The following is a 15,427-nucleotide window of genomic DNA, read 5'->3' on the forward strand; positions in this document are numbered from 1 at the left end:
CCCGAACAGCAGTAAGGCCCGCCCCCCACGGGGACGGGCCTTACCTTTCAGCTCAGCTCACACCGCAGCGCGGTGCGTGCGCGGTGCTGCGATCAGCTCTGGCCGCCGGCCAGCTTCTCGCGCAGCGCCGCCAGGGCCTCGTCGGAGGCCAGGGCGCCCGAGGTCTCGTCCGACTCCGAGGAGTAGGAGCCACCCGAGATGCCCGCACCGGCGTTGCCACCGGCGGCCGGGGCGGCAGCGCCCTCGGCGGCAGCGGCCTCGTCGGCCTCGCGGCTCTTGATGACCTGAGCCTGGTGCTGCTCGAAGCGGACCTGCGCCTCGGCGTACTGGCGCTCCCAGGTCTCGCGCTGGGTCTCGTAGCCCTCAAGCCAGTCGTTGGTCTCGGGGTCGAAGCCCTCGGGGTAGATGTAGTTGCCCTGGTCGTCGTAGGACGCGGCCATGCCGTACAGGGTCGGGTCGAACTCGACCGACGCCGGGTCGGCACCGAAGGACTCGTTGGCCTGCTTCAGCGACAGCGAGATCCGGCGACGCTCAAGGTCGATGTCGATGACCTTGACGAAGATCTCGTCGTTGACCTGGACGACCTGCTCCGGGATCTCCACGTGGCGCTCGGCCAGCTCGGAGATGTGGACCAGGCCCTCGATGCCCTCGTCCACGCGGACGAACGCACCGAACGGAACCAGCTTGGTGACCTTACCCGGGACGACCTGACCGATCTGGTGGGTCCGGGCGAACTGCTGCCACGGGTCCTCCTGCGTCGCCTTCAGCGACAGGGAGACGCGCTCGCGGTCCATGTCCACGTCGAGAACCTCGACGGTGACCTCCTGGCCGACCTCGACGACCTCGGACGGGTGGTCGATGTGCTTCCAGGACAGCTCGGAGACGTGCACGAGACCGTCGACGCCACCCAGGTCCACGAAGGCACCGAAGTTGACGATCGAGGAGACGACGCCGGAGCGGACCTGACCCTTCTGCAGGGTGGTGAGGAACGTCTGGCGGACCTCGGACTGGGTCTGCTCCAGCCAGGCGCGGCGGGACAGGACCACGTTGTTGCGGTTCTTGTCCAGCTCGATGATCTTCGCCTCAAGCTCCTTGCCCACGTAGGGCTGGAGGTCGCGGACGCGACGCATCTCGACGAGGGAGGCCGGCAGGAAGCCACGGAGGCCGATGTCGAGGATGAGACCACCCTTGACGACCTCGATGACGGTACCGGTGACGATGCCGTCCTCTTCCTTGATCTTCTCGATCGTGCCCCAGGCACGCTCGTACTGAGCGCGCTTCTTGGACAGGATCAGACGGCCTTCCTTGTCCTCCTTCTGGAGAACCAGGGCCTCGATCTCGTCGCCGACCTTGACGACCTCGTTCGGGTCGACGTCGTGCTTGATCGAGAGCTCGCGGCTCGGGATCACGCCTTCGGTCTTGTAACCGATGTCGAGCAGGACCTCGTCCCGGTCGACCTTCACGATGACGCCGTCGACGATGTCGCCGTCGTTGAAGTACTTGATCGTCTCGTCGATCGCGGCGAGGAAGGCTTCCTCGTTACCGATGTCGTTGACCGCTACCTGCGGAGTGGTAGAGGTGGTCTCGGTGCTGCTCGTCATGTGGGAAAGGGCTCCGGTTACGGACAGAAAGTCGTAGGTACTGCTACGCCGGGAGCCCTTATCGGCATCTGCCGAAGAAGCCGGACAGCCAAGGAAGCCCCAGATTCCGCCGAAGGCGGCAAGGGCCTCGAAAACCGAGGGGTCATCAACAGATGCAAGCGCAGCCTGCTAGGTCTGAGGAGCACAGGCTCGCAGCGCAACTTGTAGCATACGGGGGCAGCCGGACACGGTCAATGCGCGAAGGCGCACACCCCGGGCGGATCACCGCATAACCGGCACAATTCGTGGGCGGGAGCACGCCGGTGGCCTTCGCCTCCGGCCGGAAAGTTCCGGGGAGACACGGCCGCGCACACCACTCACGACGCATCGAAGACACGTCCGAAGACATCCAAGACGTTCGCAGACTACGACGACGGGCCCCATGAACCAAGAGGACTACGCCCCCGAAGACGCGTACGAGGCCGCCGCCGGCGCCGAGGACGACGCCGAGGCCACACGCCGTGACGCCGATGAAGCGGAGAGCAGCCGGGCGAGCCGCAGCTGGTGGGACCGCAACGCCGACGACTACCAGAGCGAGCACGGGGCCTTCCTCGGCGACGACCGCTTCGTGTGGGGCCCCGAGGGCCTCGACGAGGCACAGGCCGCCCTGCTCGGCCCGGCGGCCTCCCTCAAGGGCAAGACCGTCCTGGAGATCGGCGCCGGCGCCGCCCAGTGTTCGCGCTGGCTGGCCGCCCAGGGCGCCCGCCCGGTGGCCCTGGACCTCTCCCACCGCCAGCTCCAGCACGCCCTGCGCATCGGCGAGGACGTCCCGCTGGTGGAGGCCGACGCCGGACGGCTGCCCTTCCGCGACGGCTCCTTCGACCTGGCCTGCTCCGCCTACGGCGCCGTCCCCTTCGTCGCCGACCCCGTCAACGTGATGCGCGAGGTGCACCGCGTCCTGCGCCCCGGCGGCCGTTGGGTCTTCTCCGTCACCCACCCCGTGCGCTGGGCCTTCCCCGACGAGCCCGGCCCCGCGGGGCTGTCCGTGTCCGCCTCCTATTTCGACCGCACCCCCTACGTGGAGCAGGACGAGCAGGGGCGCGCGGTGTACGTCGAGCACCACCGCACCCTCGGCGACCGGGTCCGCGACGTGGTGGCGGGCGGCTTCCGCCTGCTCGACCTCGTCGAGCCGGAATGGCCCGAATGGAACAGCCAGGAGTGGGGCGGCTGGTCCCCGCTGCGCGGCAACCTGATCCCCGGCACCGCGATCTTCGTCTGCGAACGACCCGAGGACTGACCCCTTGATCCGTACGGCTGCCCTCGACTCCCTCCCCGTACGCGAGGCCGTGCCCGCGCTCGTCTCGGCGCTGGACGGGCACGGCGCCGCGGTGCTCTGCGCCCCGCCCGGCACCGGCAAGACCACGCTGGTGCCGCTGGTGCTGGCCGGGCTGGTGGGACCGGCCAGCGGCGGGCCGCGGCGCCGGGTCGTGGTGGCCGAGCCCCGCCGGATCGCGGCCCGGGCCGCGGCGCGCCGGATGGCCTGGCTGCTGGGCGAGCCGGTCGGGGAGTCCGTGGGCTTCACCGTGCGCGGGGAGCGGGTGGCCGGCCCCGGGACGGTGGTGGAGGTGGTCACCACCGGCGTGCTGCTCCAGCGCCTCCAGCGGGACCAGGAGCTGGCCGGGGTCGACGTGGTCGTCCTGGACGAGTGCCACGAGCGGCACCTCGGCGCCGACACCGTCGCCGCCTTCCTCCTGGACGTACGCGAGACCCTGCGCCCGGAGCTGCGCCTGGTGGCCGCTTCGGCGACGACGGACGCGGCCGGGTGGGCGGGGCTGCTGGGCGGCGCACCGGTGGTGGAGGCCGCGGGTGTCTCGTATCCGGTGGAGACGGTCTGGGCGCCTCCGGCCCGGCCGGTGCGGCCCCCGCACGGGATGCGGGTGGACCCGGCGCAGCTGGCGCACGTGGTCTCGGTGGTGCGGCGGGCACTGGCGGAACGTTCCGGCGACGTCCTGTGCTTCCTGCCCGGCGTCGGCGAGATCGCCCGGGTCGCCGGGCAGCTGGGGCCGGTCGACGCCGAGGTGCTCCAGGTCCACGGCCGGGCCCCGGCGTCCGTGCAGGAGGCCGTGCTGACGGCGGCCGCGCACCGCCGGGTGATCCTGGCGACGGCGGTCGCGGAGTCCAGCCTGACCGTGCCCGGCGTACGGGTGGTCGTGGACTGCGGGCTGGCCCGGGAACCCCGGGTCGACCACGCGCGGGGGCTGGGCTCCCTCGCGACCGTACGGGCCTCCCGCGCGACGGCCCGGCAGCGGGCCGGGCGGGCCGGGCGCGAGGCGCCGGGGACGGTGTACCGCTGCTGGTCCGAAGCCGAGGACTCCCGGCTGACGCCCTACCCGCCGCCGGAGATCCGGACCGCGGACCTGGCGGCGTTCGCGCTCCAGACCGCCTGCTGGGGCGACCCCGACGCGTCCGGGCTGGCCCTGCTGGACCCGCCGCCCGCCGGGGCGATGGCCGCCGCGCGGGCGGTCCTGGCGGCGGTCGGCGCGGTGGACGGCGAGGGCCGCGCCACCTCGCGGGGCGTCGCCATGTCCCGGCTCGGGCTGCACCCGCGGCTGGCCAGGGCCCTGCTCGACGGAACCCCGGCCCTCGGCGCCCGGCGGGCGGCCGAGGTGGTGGCCCTGCTGAGCGAGGAGCCGCCGCGGGAGTACGGCGACGACCTGGCCGCGGCCTGGCGTTCGGCCCGCCGGGGCGGCGACGGCTACGCCGCGCGCTGGCGCGCGGAGGCCTCCCGCCTGGCGCGTGCCGCGGGGGCGGATTCCGCCGCGCGGAGCCTGCCCCCCACCCGGCCCGGACCCGACGCCGGGGACCGCCCGACCCCGGCCGGCGCGGACGCCGCCCCGGCCGCGTCCGGGGCTCCGCCCCGGGAGCGGGGTCTTCGGGCGGAGCCCCGCCTTTCCGGCAACGGCGGGGCGGGGGACGACTCCCTCCCCGACGACGGCGCCGCCGGGCTCGTCGCGGCCCTGGCGTTTCCCGAGCGGGTGGCGAGAGCCAAGGGCGAGGGGGCCTTCCTCATGGCCTCCGGGACGGCGGCCCAGCTCACCGAAGGCTCGCGACTGCGCCACGCTCCCTGGCTGGCCGTCGCCGCCGCCGACCGCACCCCGCATTCCGCCTCCGCGCGGGTGCGGCTGGGCGCCGTCATCGACGAGGACACCGCCCGCGGCGCAGCCGGCCACCTCCTCGCCGCCGGAGAAGAGGTGCGCTGGGAGGACGGGGACGTCCTCGCCCGCACCGTGGAACGGCTCGGGGCGATAGAACTCGCCGTACGCCCCCTGCGCAGCCCCGACCCCGCACTGGTCCGGGCCGCTCTGCTCGACGGCCTGCGCACCGAGGGGCTCGGCCTGCTGCGCTGGTCCGCGGACGCGGAAGGCCTCCGGGCCCGGCTCGGCTTCCTGCACCGCACGCTCGGCGGCGCCTGGCCCGACGTACAGGGCGACGACGTGCTGCTGGACCGCGCCGACGACTGGCTGGAGCCCGAGCTTTCCCGGGCCCGGCGCCGGGCCGACCTCGGGCGGATCGACGCCGGGCAGGCGCTGCAGCGGCTGCTGCCCTGGGCCACCGGCGAGGCGGCCCGCCTCGACGAGCTGGCCCCGGAGCGGATCGAGGTGCCCAGCGGTTCCCGGATCCGGGTCGACTACTCCGCCGAGCACGGGCAGCCCGTACTCGCCGTGAAACTGCAGGAGCTGTTCGGGCTCGCCGCAACTCCCCGGGTCGCGGGCGTGCCCGTACTCGTCCACCTGCTGTCACCGGCCGGGCGGCCCGCCGCCGTGACCGCCGACCTCGCCTCCTTCTGGCGGGACGGCTACCGCGCCGTCCGCGCCGAGCTGCGCGGCCGCTATCCCAAGCATCCCTGGCCGCAGGACCCGGCCACCGCGGAGCCCACCCGCCACACCAACGCCCGCCTCAGGCGGTGAACTCCTCCTCGGCGCGGCGGCCGCGCGCCTCCAGCCACAGCGCGAGCCCGAACAGTGCGAGCCCGCCCGCCGCCAGCCCGAGCGGGGCGTACGTGTGCAGCGCGAGGACCTTCACCCGGTTCGAGGCGACGAGCTCGCGCGTGTACTTCGCGTAGTCGTCCCTCATCTTCACGTGCCCCGCGAAGACGGTGAGCCTGCCGTCGGGGGCCCCGGCCGCGATGCCGCCGCGCATCTCCTGCTCGATGACCTGCTCGGCGTTGACGGGAGCCCCGGTCACCGGGTCGACCCAGAACATCGCCTTCGTCTTGTACCAGAGGCTGGTGCCGGTGCTCTGCTCGAAGGTCGCCGGGTCGATGCCCTCGATCGGCATCTTCTTCGGCAGGGAGACCTTGGTCCAGGGCACGGCCTGCTCGTAGTAGTACACGTCCATCCCGTGGAAGGTGCGCGGGCCGACGTAGTGGATGGGCGAGGAGGTGCGGGTCTGCGCGTCGAAGTAGAGGTAGTCGCGCGGCTCGGTGAAGAACGGCCACTTGAACTCGATGCCCTCGCGCCTGACCGGGTCCCCGTCGACCGCCTCGCCGGTGGCGTGCACGGGTTCCTGGGTGTGGGCGTCGAAGATGTAGCGCTCGGGGATCTGGGAGACCATCTTGCCGTCCGGGCCCATGATGTGGGTGAGGGTGTCCCACACGACGACGTCCCTGCCGGCGCTCGCCTCGATCTCCTCGGAGGCCTCGACGTCGCCCTTCAGGGTCTGGACGATCGTGACCTTGTCGACCTTCTTGGGCTCCATGCCGGCGGTGTAGTCGAGGAGGGTGGCGTCCTTCGCCTCCAGGACCACCTCCTGGTACTGGTTCGGCGGGATCTTGGCGAGGCGGGGGTACGCGTACCAGCGCAGCAGTGGGGCGAGTGCTGCGCAGAAGACCGCCAGGGCCAGCAGGACGAGGCTCACTCTGCGTCGCACGGCCGGCCCTCCCTACTCCTGTCCGGGCGCGGTGGGCGCGGTGGTGAGCAGCGGCCTGGGCGAGGTCTTGCCTTCCGGCGCTCCGAACGCCGTGACGGCGAAGACGAGGGCCAGCGCGGCGGCAAGCCCGACGGCGGCGGCGGCGAGTGCGCGCATTGCAGGGCCCTCCGGGATCTGATGGGGTGTCAGGAAGGAGGCACCGTAGCAATGCGCGAGCGAGATGAGAACCGTTCGACTACGGGCTTTGCGTACGGCTCGGTGACGGGGCCGGCGACGGTGGCGGCGGCTGCCTCTGCGTCTGCGTCGGGCCGGGGGACGCGGGCGGGCTCGGCCGGGTGCTCGGGGCCGGGCTGGGGGTCGGCCGGGGGGGACGGAGTAGGCGTCGGGCGGGGCGTACCGCTCGGTGAGGGTGAAGGCGTAGGCGTAGGCGTGGGCGCGGGCGTCGGTGTGGGGCTGGGCGAGGGCGTCGGGCTCGGCGTGGGCGTCGGGCTTGGGGTGGGCGTCGGGCTTGGGGTGGGCGTCGGCGTCGGCTTCGGCTTCGGCTTCGGGGCGGGCTTCGGGGGCTGCGGTACGGCCGGTGTCCCCGAGCCCTCGCCGTCCGGTATCCCGTGCGTCCCCTTGAGGTAGTACGCGAACCAGGACCGCACCGTCCTCAGGTACTCCGCGGAGTGGTTGTACGAGAGCACGGCCCGGTCCAGATCGGCCTCCACCCGCAGGTCCCGGCTGCCGGCGCAGAGGTAGCGCCCGGCGGCGAGGGCGGCGTCGTACACGTTGTCCGGGTTGCGCCGGCCGTCACCGTCCGCGTCCTGCCCCCAGACCGCCCAGGTGGAGGGGATGAACTGCATCGGCCCGACCGCCCGGTCGTGGACCGCGTCGCCGTCGTACGCCCCGCCGTCGGTGTCCTTGACGGTCGCGAAGCCGCGCCCGTCGAGTACGGGCCCGCGGATCGGCCGGAGGGTGCTGCCCGCGGCGTCGACCCGGCCGCCGGCCGCCTGATCGGACTCCACCTTGCCGATCGCCGCGAGGAGTTGCCGGCGCAGCCCGCAGCGCGGGTCGGACGCGCCCACGTGCTGCTCCGCCTGCCGGTACGCCGCCAGCACGGTCGCCGGTATGCCCCGGGGTCCCGCTTCGGCGCCGCCCATGGCGCCGGGCTCGTTGCGCGGCCCGGGGTCGGGCGCAGCGGTGGCCGGCGGCTCGGGGCCGGTCGCGGGCGGGAGTTCGGCGGACCAGGCGGTGTCCCCACCCCCGGCCGGCGGCGGCGGGGGCGGCGGGGCGGCCTGTGCGAGGCCGTCCCCGCCGACTGCCGACGGCCGTTCTCCGGGCGGGCCTTGGGAGGCGGTCACCGCCGCGGCCAGGAGTGCGCAGACGAGGGCGGCGGCCTGGCCCCTGCGCAGCCTGCGTCCGAATCGAGCCGTCCGAGCCGACATGAGCCGGGCCCCCTCCCCTCGAAGTCCGCGTGACCTTACGTCAACTCCCTTCACGCCACCACGGATCGGCGCCCGGGTTTCACGAGGTCCTCACGCCGTGCGCAGCTCACGCATACTGGCTGCTCCGCGTCAGACTCCAGGAGAGGTGCCATGCCGTTCACGCTCAGCCATGCGGCTGCCGTCCTGCCGGCCGTCCGTCGGACCGGCCGCGCGCGGGGGCCGCTGGTCGCCTCGGCGCTCGTCCTCGGCTCGTTCGCGCCCGACACGTTCTACTTCGCGGACGCCGTGGTCGAGGGCGTCATGCCGTACGGCGATTTCACGCACTCGCTGACCGGCGTGTTCACCGCGGACGCCGTGCTCACCGCCGCCCTCACGGCGTGCTGGCTGCTGCTGCGCGAGCCGCTGACCGCGCTGCTGCCCCGCCCCTGGCGGGGGCGTGTGCACGCCGCCGTGCGGGGCGAGCGGTGGCGGCAGGAGCGCCGGCCGGCGCCGCTGGCGCTCTGGTTCTACCTCTCGGCGGTCCTCGGCTCGCTCACGCACGTCCTGTGGGACAGCTTCACGCACATGGACCGGTGGGGTACGAACGCGCTGCCCTGGCTCGGTGAGCCGATCGCCTTCGGCTTTCCGCCCTACACCTTCCTCCAGTACGGATCTTCGGCGGTGGCGGCCGGCGTCCTGCTCTGGTTCACGGTGACCGCCCTGCGCCGCCTGCCCGCCTCCCCGCTCCCGGCGTCCGTGCCGGTGCTGGGCCGCGGGGAGATGCTGTGCGGGGCCGCCCTGGTCGTGGTGTGCGTGGCGGCCGGGGTGACGATGCGCGTCCTGCGCTTCTTCACCTTCTTCGACCGGATCCGTACGCCGCTCGACATCATCCCGACCGTCTGCTTCGGCGCGGGCGGCGGACTCGCCGTGGGCCTGCTGCTGTACGGGGTCCTCGTACGCCTCCGGCACCGCCCGCTCCAGGGCCGCGACCGGGACGGCGACGGCGACCGGTCCCGCGACGAGACGCGAACGCCCGTCCCCACCGCATAGCGGGGACGGGCGCCGCCCGGGCCGTCCCGGGATCAGTGCGCGGCGGACTCCCAGTCGGGGCCCACACCCACGGAGACGTCCAGCGGGGCGCGCAGCTCGACGGCCGCGCCCATCTCGCGGCGCACGAGCTCCTCCACCTGCGTGCGCTCGCCGGGGGCGATCTCCAGCACGATTTCGTCGTGGACCTGGAGCAGCATCCGCGACTTCAGGCCGGCCCCGGTGATCGCCCGGTCCACGCGCAGCATCGCCACCTTCACGATGTCGGCGGCGGTGCCCTGGATCGGGGCGTTCAGCGCCATCCGCTCGGCGGCCTCGCGGCGCTGGCGGTTGTCGCTGCCCAGGTCCGGCAGGTACCGGCGGCGGCCGAAGATCGTCGCCGTGTAGCCGGTGGCGCGGGCCTCCTCCACCACCCGCCCCAGGTAGTCCCGGACCCCGCCGAACCGCTCGAAGAAGGTCTCCATCAGCCCGCGCGCCTCGGCGGGCTCGATGCCGAGCTGCTGGGAGAGGCCGAAGGCGGAGAGCCCGTACGCAAGGCCGTACGACATCGCCTTGATCTTGCGGCGCATCTCGGGGTCGACCCGGTCGCGCTCCACCGCGAACACCTGGGAGGCGACCGTGGTGTGGAGGTCCTCGCCGGACAGGAACGCCTCGATCAGGCCCGCGTCCTCGGAGAGGTGGGCCATCACCCGCAGCTCGATCTGGCTGTAGTCGGCGGTCATCAGGGACTCGAAGCCCTCGCCGACGACGAAACCGCGGCGGATGGCACGGCCCTCGTCGGTGCGCACCGGCACGTTCTGCAGGTTGGGGTCGGTGGAGGACAGCCGGCCGGTCGCGGCGACGGTCTGGCTGAAGCTGGTGTGCACCCGGCCGTCGGCGGCGATCGTCTTGACCAGGCCCTCGACGGTGACCCGCAGCTTGGCCTGCTCCCGGTGCCGCAGCATGATCACGGGCAGTTCGTGGTCGGTCTGGGTGGCCAGCCAGGCCAGCGCGTCCGCGTCCGTGGTGTAGCCGGTCTTGGTCTTCTTCGTCTTCGGGAGGTCCAGCTCACCGAAGAACACCTCCTGAAGCTGCTTGGGCGAGCCGAGGTTGAACTCGTGGCCGACCGCCGCGTGCGCCTCCTTCACCGCCTGCTGCACCGCGCCCGCGAACTGCTGCTCCATCGCCTCCAGGTGGTCGCGGTCGGCGGCGATGCCGGCCCGCTCCATCCGGGCGAGCAGCTCGGAGGTAGGCAGCTCCATGTCGTGGAGCAGCTCGACGGCGCCCACCTCGGCGAGCTTGCCTGTGAAAGCCTCGCCGAGATCGAGGACGGCACGGGCCTGCGCCATCAGCGCCTCCGCCTCGGCCGTCTCGTCGGCGCCGAAGGCGAGCTGCCCGTCGGCCGCGGGCGGCGCCAGCTCCCGGTGCAGGTACTCGTTGGACAGCGCGTCCAGGGCGAAGGAGCGCCGGCCCGGCTTGACCAGGTAGGCGGCGAGCGCGGTGTCCATGGTGACCCCGGCCAGGGTCCAGCCGTGCTCGGGGAAGACCCGCATCAGACCCTTGGCGTGGTGCACCACCTTGGGCCTGGCCGGGTCGGCGGCCCACGCGGCGAACGCCCGCTCGTCGGCCTCGTCCAGCGCCGACGGCTCGAACCAGGCGGCGGCCCCGTCGGCAGCGGCCAGGCCGATCTCGCTGATGCTGCCCTGGCCCATCGCCCAGCTGTCGACCGTGGAAATGCCGAGCGGGCCCTGCCCGTGGCGCTCCAGCCACGAGGCCACCTCGCCCGTGCCGAGCACGCTCCCGTCCAGCTCCACACCCGGCGCCGGAGCCGGGGCCTGCTCCTCGCCCGCACCCGGGTCCACACCGAGGAGCCGCTCGCGCAGAGAGGCGTTGCGGATCTCCAGGACGTCCAGCACACCCGTCACCGCGGACCGGTCGTACGGCAGGCGGGCCAGGTCGCCCGGCGCCTTGGGCAGCTCGACGTCCCGCACCATCTCGGTCAGGACCCGGTTCAGCTTCACGGCCTCCAGGTGGTCGCGCAGGTTCTGCCCGACCTTGCCCTTGACCTCCTCCACCCGCTCCACCAGCTGCGCGAACGACCCGAACTGAGTGATCCACTTGGCGGCGGTCTTCTCCCCGACACCGGGGATGCCCGGCAGGTTGTCGGACGGGTCCCCGCGCAGCGCCGCGAAGTCCGGGTACTGCTGCGGGGTCAGGCCGTACTTCTCCTCGACCTTCTCCGGGGTGAAGCGGGTCAGCTCGGAGACCCCCTTGGTGGGGTACAGCACGGTGGTGTGCTCGGAGACCAGCTGGAACGAGTCCCGGTCACCGGTGACGATCAGCACCTCGAAGCCCAGGGCCTCGGCCTGCGTGGCCAGCGTCGCGATCACGTCGTCGGCCTCGTAGCCGTCGATCGCGAACCGCGGCACGTTCATCGCGTCGAGCAGCTCACCGATCAGCTCGACCTGCCCCTTGAACTCGTCGGGAGTCTTCGAGCGGTTCGCCTTGTACTCGGGGAACTCCGTCGAACGCCACGTCTTGCGCGAGACGTCGAACGCCACCGCGAAATGCGTGGGCGCCTCGTCGCGCAGCGTGTTCGCCAGCATCGACGCGAAACCGTAGATGGCGTTGGTCGGCTGCCCCGTCGCGGTCGTGAAGTTCTCCGCGGGCAGCGCGAAGAACGCCCGGTACGCCAGGGAGTGCCCGTCCATGAGCATCAGGCGGGGGCGGTCCGCTGCGGTCGTCTGGTCGGTCTTCTTCGATGCGTTCTCTGCCACGCCCCCGATCCTAGGCGGCCCCACCGACAATTCCCCCCGTCGGCGATGTCGGCGGTCCGTGACAGGATCGGAGCCGCACCACCGCCCGCGCGGCACCGTCCGCCGCGCTGCTCGACTGCTCAAAGGGGAGCGACATGGCCACCAAGCCGCCCGCAGGTGATCCCGTACAGGACGCGCCGCAGGTCGCGCCCCCTCAGCACGCCGCGGCCGGCCTGCCCGCCATCGGGCACACCCTGAAGATCGCCCAGCAGCAGATGGGCCTCGCCCGCACCGCCCGCACCCTCCTCAAGGTCAACCAGAAGGACGGCTTCGACTGCCCGGGCTGCGCCTGGCCCGAAGGTGACAAGCGGCACACCGCCGAATTCTGCGAGAACGGCGCCAAGGCCGTCGCCGAGGAAGCCACCCTGCGCCGGGTCACCCCCGCCTTCTTCGCCGCCCACCCCGTGGCCGACCTCGCCGAACGCTCCGGCTACTGGCTGGGCCAGCAGGGCCGCATCACCGAGCCCGTGCTCCTGCAGGAAGGCGCCGACCGGTACGAGGCGGTCACCTGGCAGCGCGCCTTCGAGATCATCGCCGAGGAGCTGAACGCCCTCGACTCCCCCGACCAGGCCCTCTTCTACACCTCGGGCCGCACCAGCAACGAGGCCGCGTTCCTCTTCCAGCTCTTCGCCCGCGAGTTCGGCACCAACAACCTGCCCGACTGCTCCAACATGTGCCACGAGTCCTCCGGCTCCGCACTGAACGAGACCATCGGCATCGGCAAGGGCAGCGTCTCCCTCGAAGACCTCCACCAGGCCGACCTGATCATCGTCGCCGGGCAGAACCCGGGCACCAACCACCCCCGCATGCTGTCCGCCCTGGAGAAGGCCAAGTCCGCCGGAGCGCAGATCATCTCGGTCAATCCGCTGCCCGAGGCCGGCCTGGAGCGGTTCAAGAACCCGCAGACCCCCCTCGGCATGCTCAAGGGCACCGCCCTGACCGACCTCTTCCTCCAGATCCGCATCGGCGGCGACCAGGCCCTCTTCCGCCTCCTCAACAAACTCGTCATCGAGACGGACGGCGCCGTCGACGAGGACTTCGTCCGCGAGCACACCCACGGCTACGAGGAGTTCACCGCCGCCGCCCGGCAGGCCGACTGGGACGACACCCTGAAGGCGACCGGCCTGACCCGCCCCGAGATCGAACGCGCCCTCGCCATGATCCTGGCCTCGCAGCGCACCATCGTCTGCTGGGCCATGGGCCTCACCCAGCACAAGCACGCCGTCGCCACCATCCGCGAGGTCGTCAACCTCCTGCTGCTGCGCGGCAACATCGGCCGCCCCGGCGCCGGCGTCTGCCCCGTCCGCGGCCACTCCAACGTCCAGGGCGACCGCACCATGGGGATCTTCGAGCGCCCCGCACCCGCCTTCCTCGACGCCCTCGACAAGGAATTCGGCATCACCTCGCCCCGCCACCACGGATACGACGTCGTCCGCTCCATCCGGGCCCTGCGCGACGGCGAGGCCAAGGTCCTCTTCGCCATGGGCGGCAACTTCGTCGGTGCCACCCCCGACACCGAGGTCACCGAGGCCGCGATCCGCAAGGCCTCCCTCACCGTCCACGTCTCCACCAAACTCAACCGCTCCCACGCGGTCACCGGACGGCGCGCCCTGATCCTGCCCACCCTCGGCCGCACCGACAAGGACGTCCAGGCCGGCGGCCGGCAGTTCGTGACCGTCGAGGACTCCATGGGCATGGTCCACTCCTCCCGCGGCAACCTCACCCCCGCCTCCCCGCACCTGCTCTCCGAGCCCGCGATCGTCGCCCGCATGGCCCGCGCCGTCCTCGGCACGGCCTCCGCCACCCCGTGGGAGGAGTTCGAGAAGGACTACGCCGCCATCCGCGACCGCATCTCCCGCGTGGTCCCCGGCTTCGAGGACTTCAACACCCGCGCGGCCCGCCCCGACGGCTTCCGCCTCCCGCACGCCCCCCGCGACGAGCGCCGCTTCCCCACGAAGACCGGCAAGGCGAACTTCACCGCCGCACCCGTGGAATACCCCGAGCTCCCCGCCGGCCGGCTGCTGCTCCAGACCCTGCGCAGCCACGACCAGTACAACACCACCATCTACGGCCTCGACGACCGCTACCGCGGGATCACCGGCGGCCGCCGCGTCGTCATGGTCCACCCCGAGGACGCCGCCGAGCTCGGACTCGCCGACGGCTCCTACACGGACCTCGTCAGCGAGTGGAAGGACGGAGTCGAGCGGCGCGCCCCCGGCTTCCGCGTCGTCCACTACCCGACCGCCCGCGGCTGCGCCGCCGCCTACTACCCCGAGACCAACGTGCTCGTCCCGCTGGACTCCACCGCGGACACCAGCAACACCCCCGCCAGCAAGTCCGTCGTCGTGCGCTTCGAACCGGCCTGATAGAACGGCCTCACGACAAGATGGTTAACGATCGTTGACGAAGGAGCCCGGCCATGGGCGAGCAGCACGCCGTGAAGTTCCCGCAGGAAGTCCTCGACGAGTACGCGGCCCTGGGCATCGACCTGCCCGCCCTCTTCTCCGCGGGTGACCTCGGCGAGCGGATGGACATCCGCATCCTGGAGGCCTCCGCGGAGCGGGTCGTCGCCACCATGCCGGTCAAGGGCAACACCCAGCCGTACGGCCTGCTGCACGGCGGCGCCTCCGCGGTCCTGGCCGAAACCCTCGGCTCGGTCGGCGCGATGATGCACGGCGGCATCAACAAGATCGCCGTCGGCGTGGACCTGAACTGCACCCACCACCGCGGCGTCCGCTCCGGCACCGTCACGGGCGTCGCCACCCCCGTCCACCGCGGCCGCTCCACCGCCACCTACGAGGTCGTCATCAGCGACGAGCAGGACCGCCGCGTGTGCACCGCCCGCCTGACCTGCCTGCTGCGCGACGCGAGCCCGGCCACCGAAGCCTGACCCGCCCCGCTCCCGCAGGCCCGTACCCGCCCCCACAGGGGCGGACACGGGCCTGCGGCCTTCCCACCCGCCGCCGGCCCGGCCCCTGCCCCGCACCCGCCCGGAATCCGCCAGTCCGCACCCATCGCACCGACGCCTGTTGTGTCACCGAAGGTGACGGCCTACCTTCCCTTCATGGGGATCCAGCCACGCACAGCGGCCCGGTACGGCGCCGCCGCCCTCCTGGCGGCCCTCACCCTGTCCGGTTGCTCCACTCCCGCCCCACCTGCACCACAGCACCCGACAACGCCCGCAGCGGGCCCTTCCTCACCGGCACAGATCTGCACAAGCCTGGTGTCCTACTGGGCCAAGGAGACCCTCAAGGGCAGCACCTGGGCCGGTCTGGACTGGGAGCAGAAGGGCCTGTCCAACGCGCAGTACGCGATCCACGAGGACGCCGTCGCAGCCGGCCGGGCCGAAGAGCGAACTGCCGGGCGCGACAAGGCACTTGAGCTGATCGACCGGTTCGTGGCGCAGCGCTGCGCCGAGCAGGGCGGGGCCACCTGGAGCTCGGAGAACTGGCGCCCGCCGAGCCCGAGCGGGTGACCGGAATCCCGCGCGCGCTGTCCGGCTTCCGGTCACCCGCGCCCGTACGGCACAACCCCAGGTCGGAGGCCCTTCCGCCCTGCTGCCCGTGATCCGTTCACGCCAAGTGGATCAAGGTTTGTCATTACCGTCAGTAATGCTCACGCCCTACAGAATCCCCTTTTTCCCCGCCCGAATGCCACCGCGCGGATTCTT

The 15,427-nt window shown here is 72.6% G+C and carries 11 protein-coding genes; 6 read left to right on the forward strand and 5 right to left on the reverse strand.

Annotated elements, in window-relative coordinates; genetic code table 11:
* Positions 1-92: 92 nt before the first annotated feature.
* Positions 93-1,601: a 30S ribosomal protein S1 gene (rpsA, locus tag AC0666_RS13100; RefSeq protein WP_030292147.1), complete on the reverse strand. Its 1,509-nt coding sequence runs from the start codon at positions 1,599-1,601 to the stop codon at positions 93-95.
* Positions 1,602-2,022: 421 nt separating this feature from the next.
* Between rpsA and AC0666_RS13105 the strand changes: the two genes are divergently transcribed.
* On the forward strand, positions 2,023-2,877 hold the full coding sequence (locus tag AC0666_RS13105; RefSeq protein ID WP_478707595.1) for a class I SAM-dependent methyltransferase: 855 nt from the start codon (positions 2,023-2,025) through the stop codon (positions 2,875-2,877).
* Between the two features lie 4 nt (positions 2,878-2,881).
* A complete protein-coding gene (locus AC0666_RS13110) occupies positions 2,882-5,548 on the forward strand; it encodes an ATP-dependent RNA helicase (protein WP_478707596.1) in 2,667 nt (888 codons plus the stop codon).
* Here the strand turns inward: AC0666_RS13110 and pgfA are convergent.
* Genes pgfA through AC0666_RS13125 form a run of 3 tightly spaced genes read right to left on the reverse strand, consistent with a single transcriptional unit; the run spans position 5,538 to position 7,936 of the window.
* Positions 5,538-6,509, reverse strand: coding sequence for a cell envelope lipid trafficking protein PgfA (gene pgfA / locus AC0666_RS13115; RefSeq protein ID WP_478707597.1), 972 nt, complete (start codon positions 6,507-6,509; stop codon positions 5,538-5,540). The two genes, AC0666_RS13110 and pgfA, sit on opposite strands and share 11 nt — an antisense overlap.
* Positions 6,510-6,521: 12 nt before the next feature.
* The gene (locus tag AC0666_RS13120; protein ID WP_468966872.1) at positions 6,522-6,665 is read right to left on the reverse strand and encodes an SPW_0924 family protein; all 144 of its coding nucleotides are present in this window, start codon (positions 6,663-6,665) and stop codon (positions 6,522-6,524) included.
* Between the two features lie 29 nt (positions 6,666-6,694).
* Positions 6,695-7,936, reverse strand: a complete 1,242-nt coding sequence (locus AC0666_RS13125) for a lytic transglycosylase domain-containing protein (RefSeq protein ID WP_478707598.1) — start codon at positions 7,934-7,936, stop codon at positions 6,695-6,697.
* A gap of 150 nt (positions 7,937-8,086) precedes the next feature.
* Between AC0666_RS13125 and AC0666_RS13130 the strand changes: the two genes are divergently transcribed.
* A complete protein-coding gene (locus AC0666_RS13130) occupies positions 8,087-8,965 on the forward strand; it encodes a DUF4184 family protein (RefSeq protein WP_478707599.1) in 879 nt (292 codons plus the stop codon).
* Between the two features lie 32 nt (positions 8,966-8,997).
* Here AC0666_RS13130 and polA read toward each other — a convergent pair whose 3' ends face one another.
* The gene (gene polA, locus AC0666_RS13135; protein ID WP_468966878.1) at positions 8,998-11,718 is read right to left on the reverse strand and encodes a DNA polymerase I; all 2,721 of its coding nucleotides are present in this window, start codon (positions 11,716-11,718) and stop codon (positions 8,998-9,000) included.
* Between the two features lie 134 nt (positions 11,719-11,852).
* Here polA and AC0666_RS13140 point away from each other — a divergent pair, with 134 nt between their 5' ends.
* The 3 genes from AC0666_RS13140 to AC0666_RS13150 all read left to right on the forward strand — a co-directional run bounded on the left by AC0666_RS13140 (position 11,853) and on the right by AC0666_RS13150 (position 15,232).
* Positions 11,853-14,123 carry an FdhF/YdeP family oxidoreductase gene (locus tag AC0666_RS13140; RefSeq protein WP_468966881.1) on the forward strand — a complete coding sequence of 757 codons (2,271 nt, stop codon included), beginning with the start codon at positions 11,853-11,855 and terminating at the stop codon, positions 14,121-14,123.
* A gap of 53 nt (positions 14,124-14,176) precedes the next feature.
* Positions 14,177-14,647, forward strand: coding sequence for a PaaI family thioesterase (locus AC0666_RS13145; RefSeq protein WP_361720936.1), 471 nt, complete (start codon positions 14,177-14,179; stop codon positions 14,645-14,647).
* Between the two features lie 174 nt (positions 14,648-14,821).
* Complete coding sequence (locus AC0666_RS13150) at positions 14,822-15,232, forward strand: hypothetical protein (RefSeq protein WP_468584752.1); 411 nt, start codon at positions 14,822-14,824, stop codon at positions 15,230-15,232.
* Positions 15,233-15,427: the final 195 nt, after the last annotated feature.

The organism is Streptomyces sp. NPDC043680 (genome assembly GCF_056436685.1).

What these genes read in the sequence shown, in the direction of transcription:
- rpsA (WP_030292147.1), bottom strand. Translation starts at nt 1,601, where the DNA reads ATGACGAGCAGCACCGAGACCACCTCTACCACTCCGCAGGTAGCGGTC.
- AC0666_RS13105 (WP_478707595.1), top strand. Translation starts at nt 2,023, where the DNA reads ATGAACCAAGAGGACTACGCCCCCGAAGACGCGTACGAGGCCGCCGCC.
- AC0666_RS13120 (WP_468966872.1), bottom strand. Translation starts at nt 6,665, where the DNA reads ATGCGCGCACTCGCCGCCGCCGCCGTCGGGCTTGCCGCCGCGCTGGCC.
- AC0666_RS13125 (WP_478707598.1), bottom strand. Translation starts at nt 7,936, where the DNA reads ATGTCGGCTCGGACGGCTCGATTCGGACGCAGGCTGCGCAGGGGCCAG.
- AC0666_RS13130 (WP_478707599.1), top strand. Translation starts at nt 8,087, where the DNA reads ATGCCGTTCACGCTCAGCCATGCGGCTGCCGTCCTGCCGGCCGTCCGT.
- AC0666_RS13140 (WP_468966881.1), top strand. Translation starts at nt 11,853, where the DNA reads ATGGCCACCAAGCCGCCCGCAGGTGATCCCGTACAGGACGCGCCGCAG.
- AC0666_RS13145 (WP_361720936.1), top strand. Translation starts at nt 14,177, where the DNA reads ATGGGCGAGCAGCACGCCGTGAAGTTCCCGCAGGAAGTCCTCGACGAG.
- AC0666_RS13150 (WP_468584752.1), top strand. Translation starts at nt 14,822, where the DNA reads ATGGGGATCCAGCCACGCACAGCGGCCCGGTACGGCGCCGCCGCCCTC.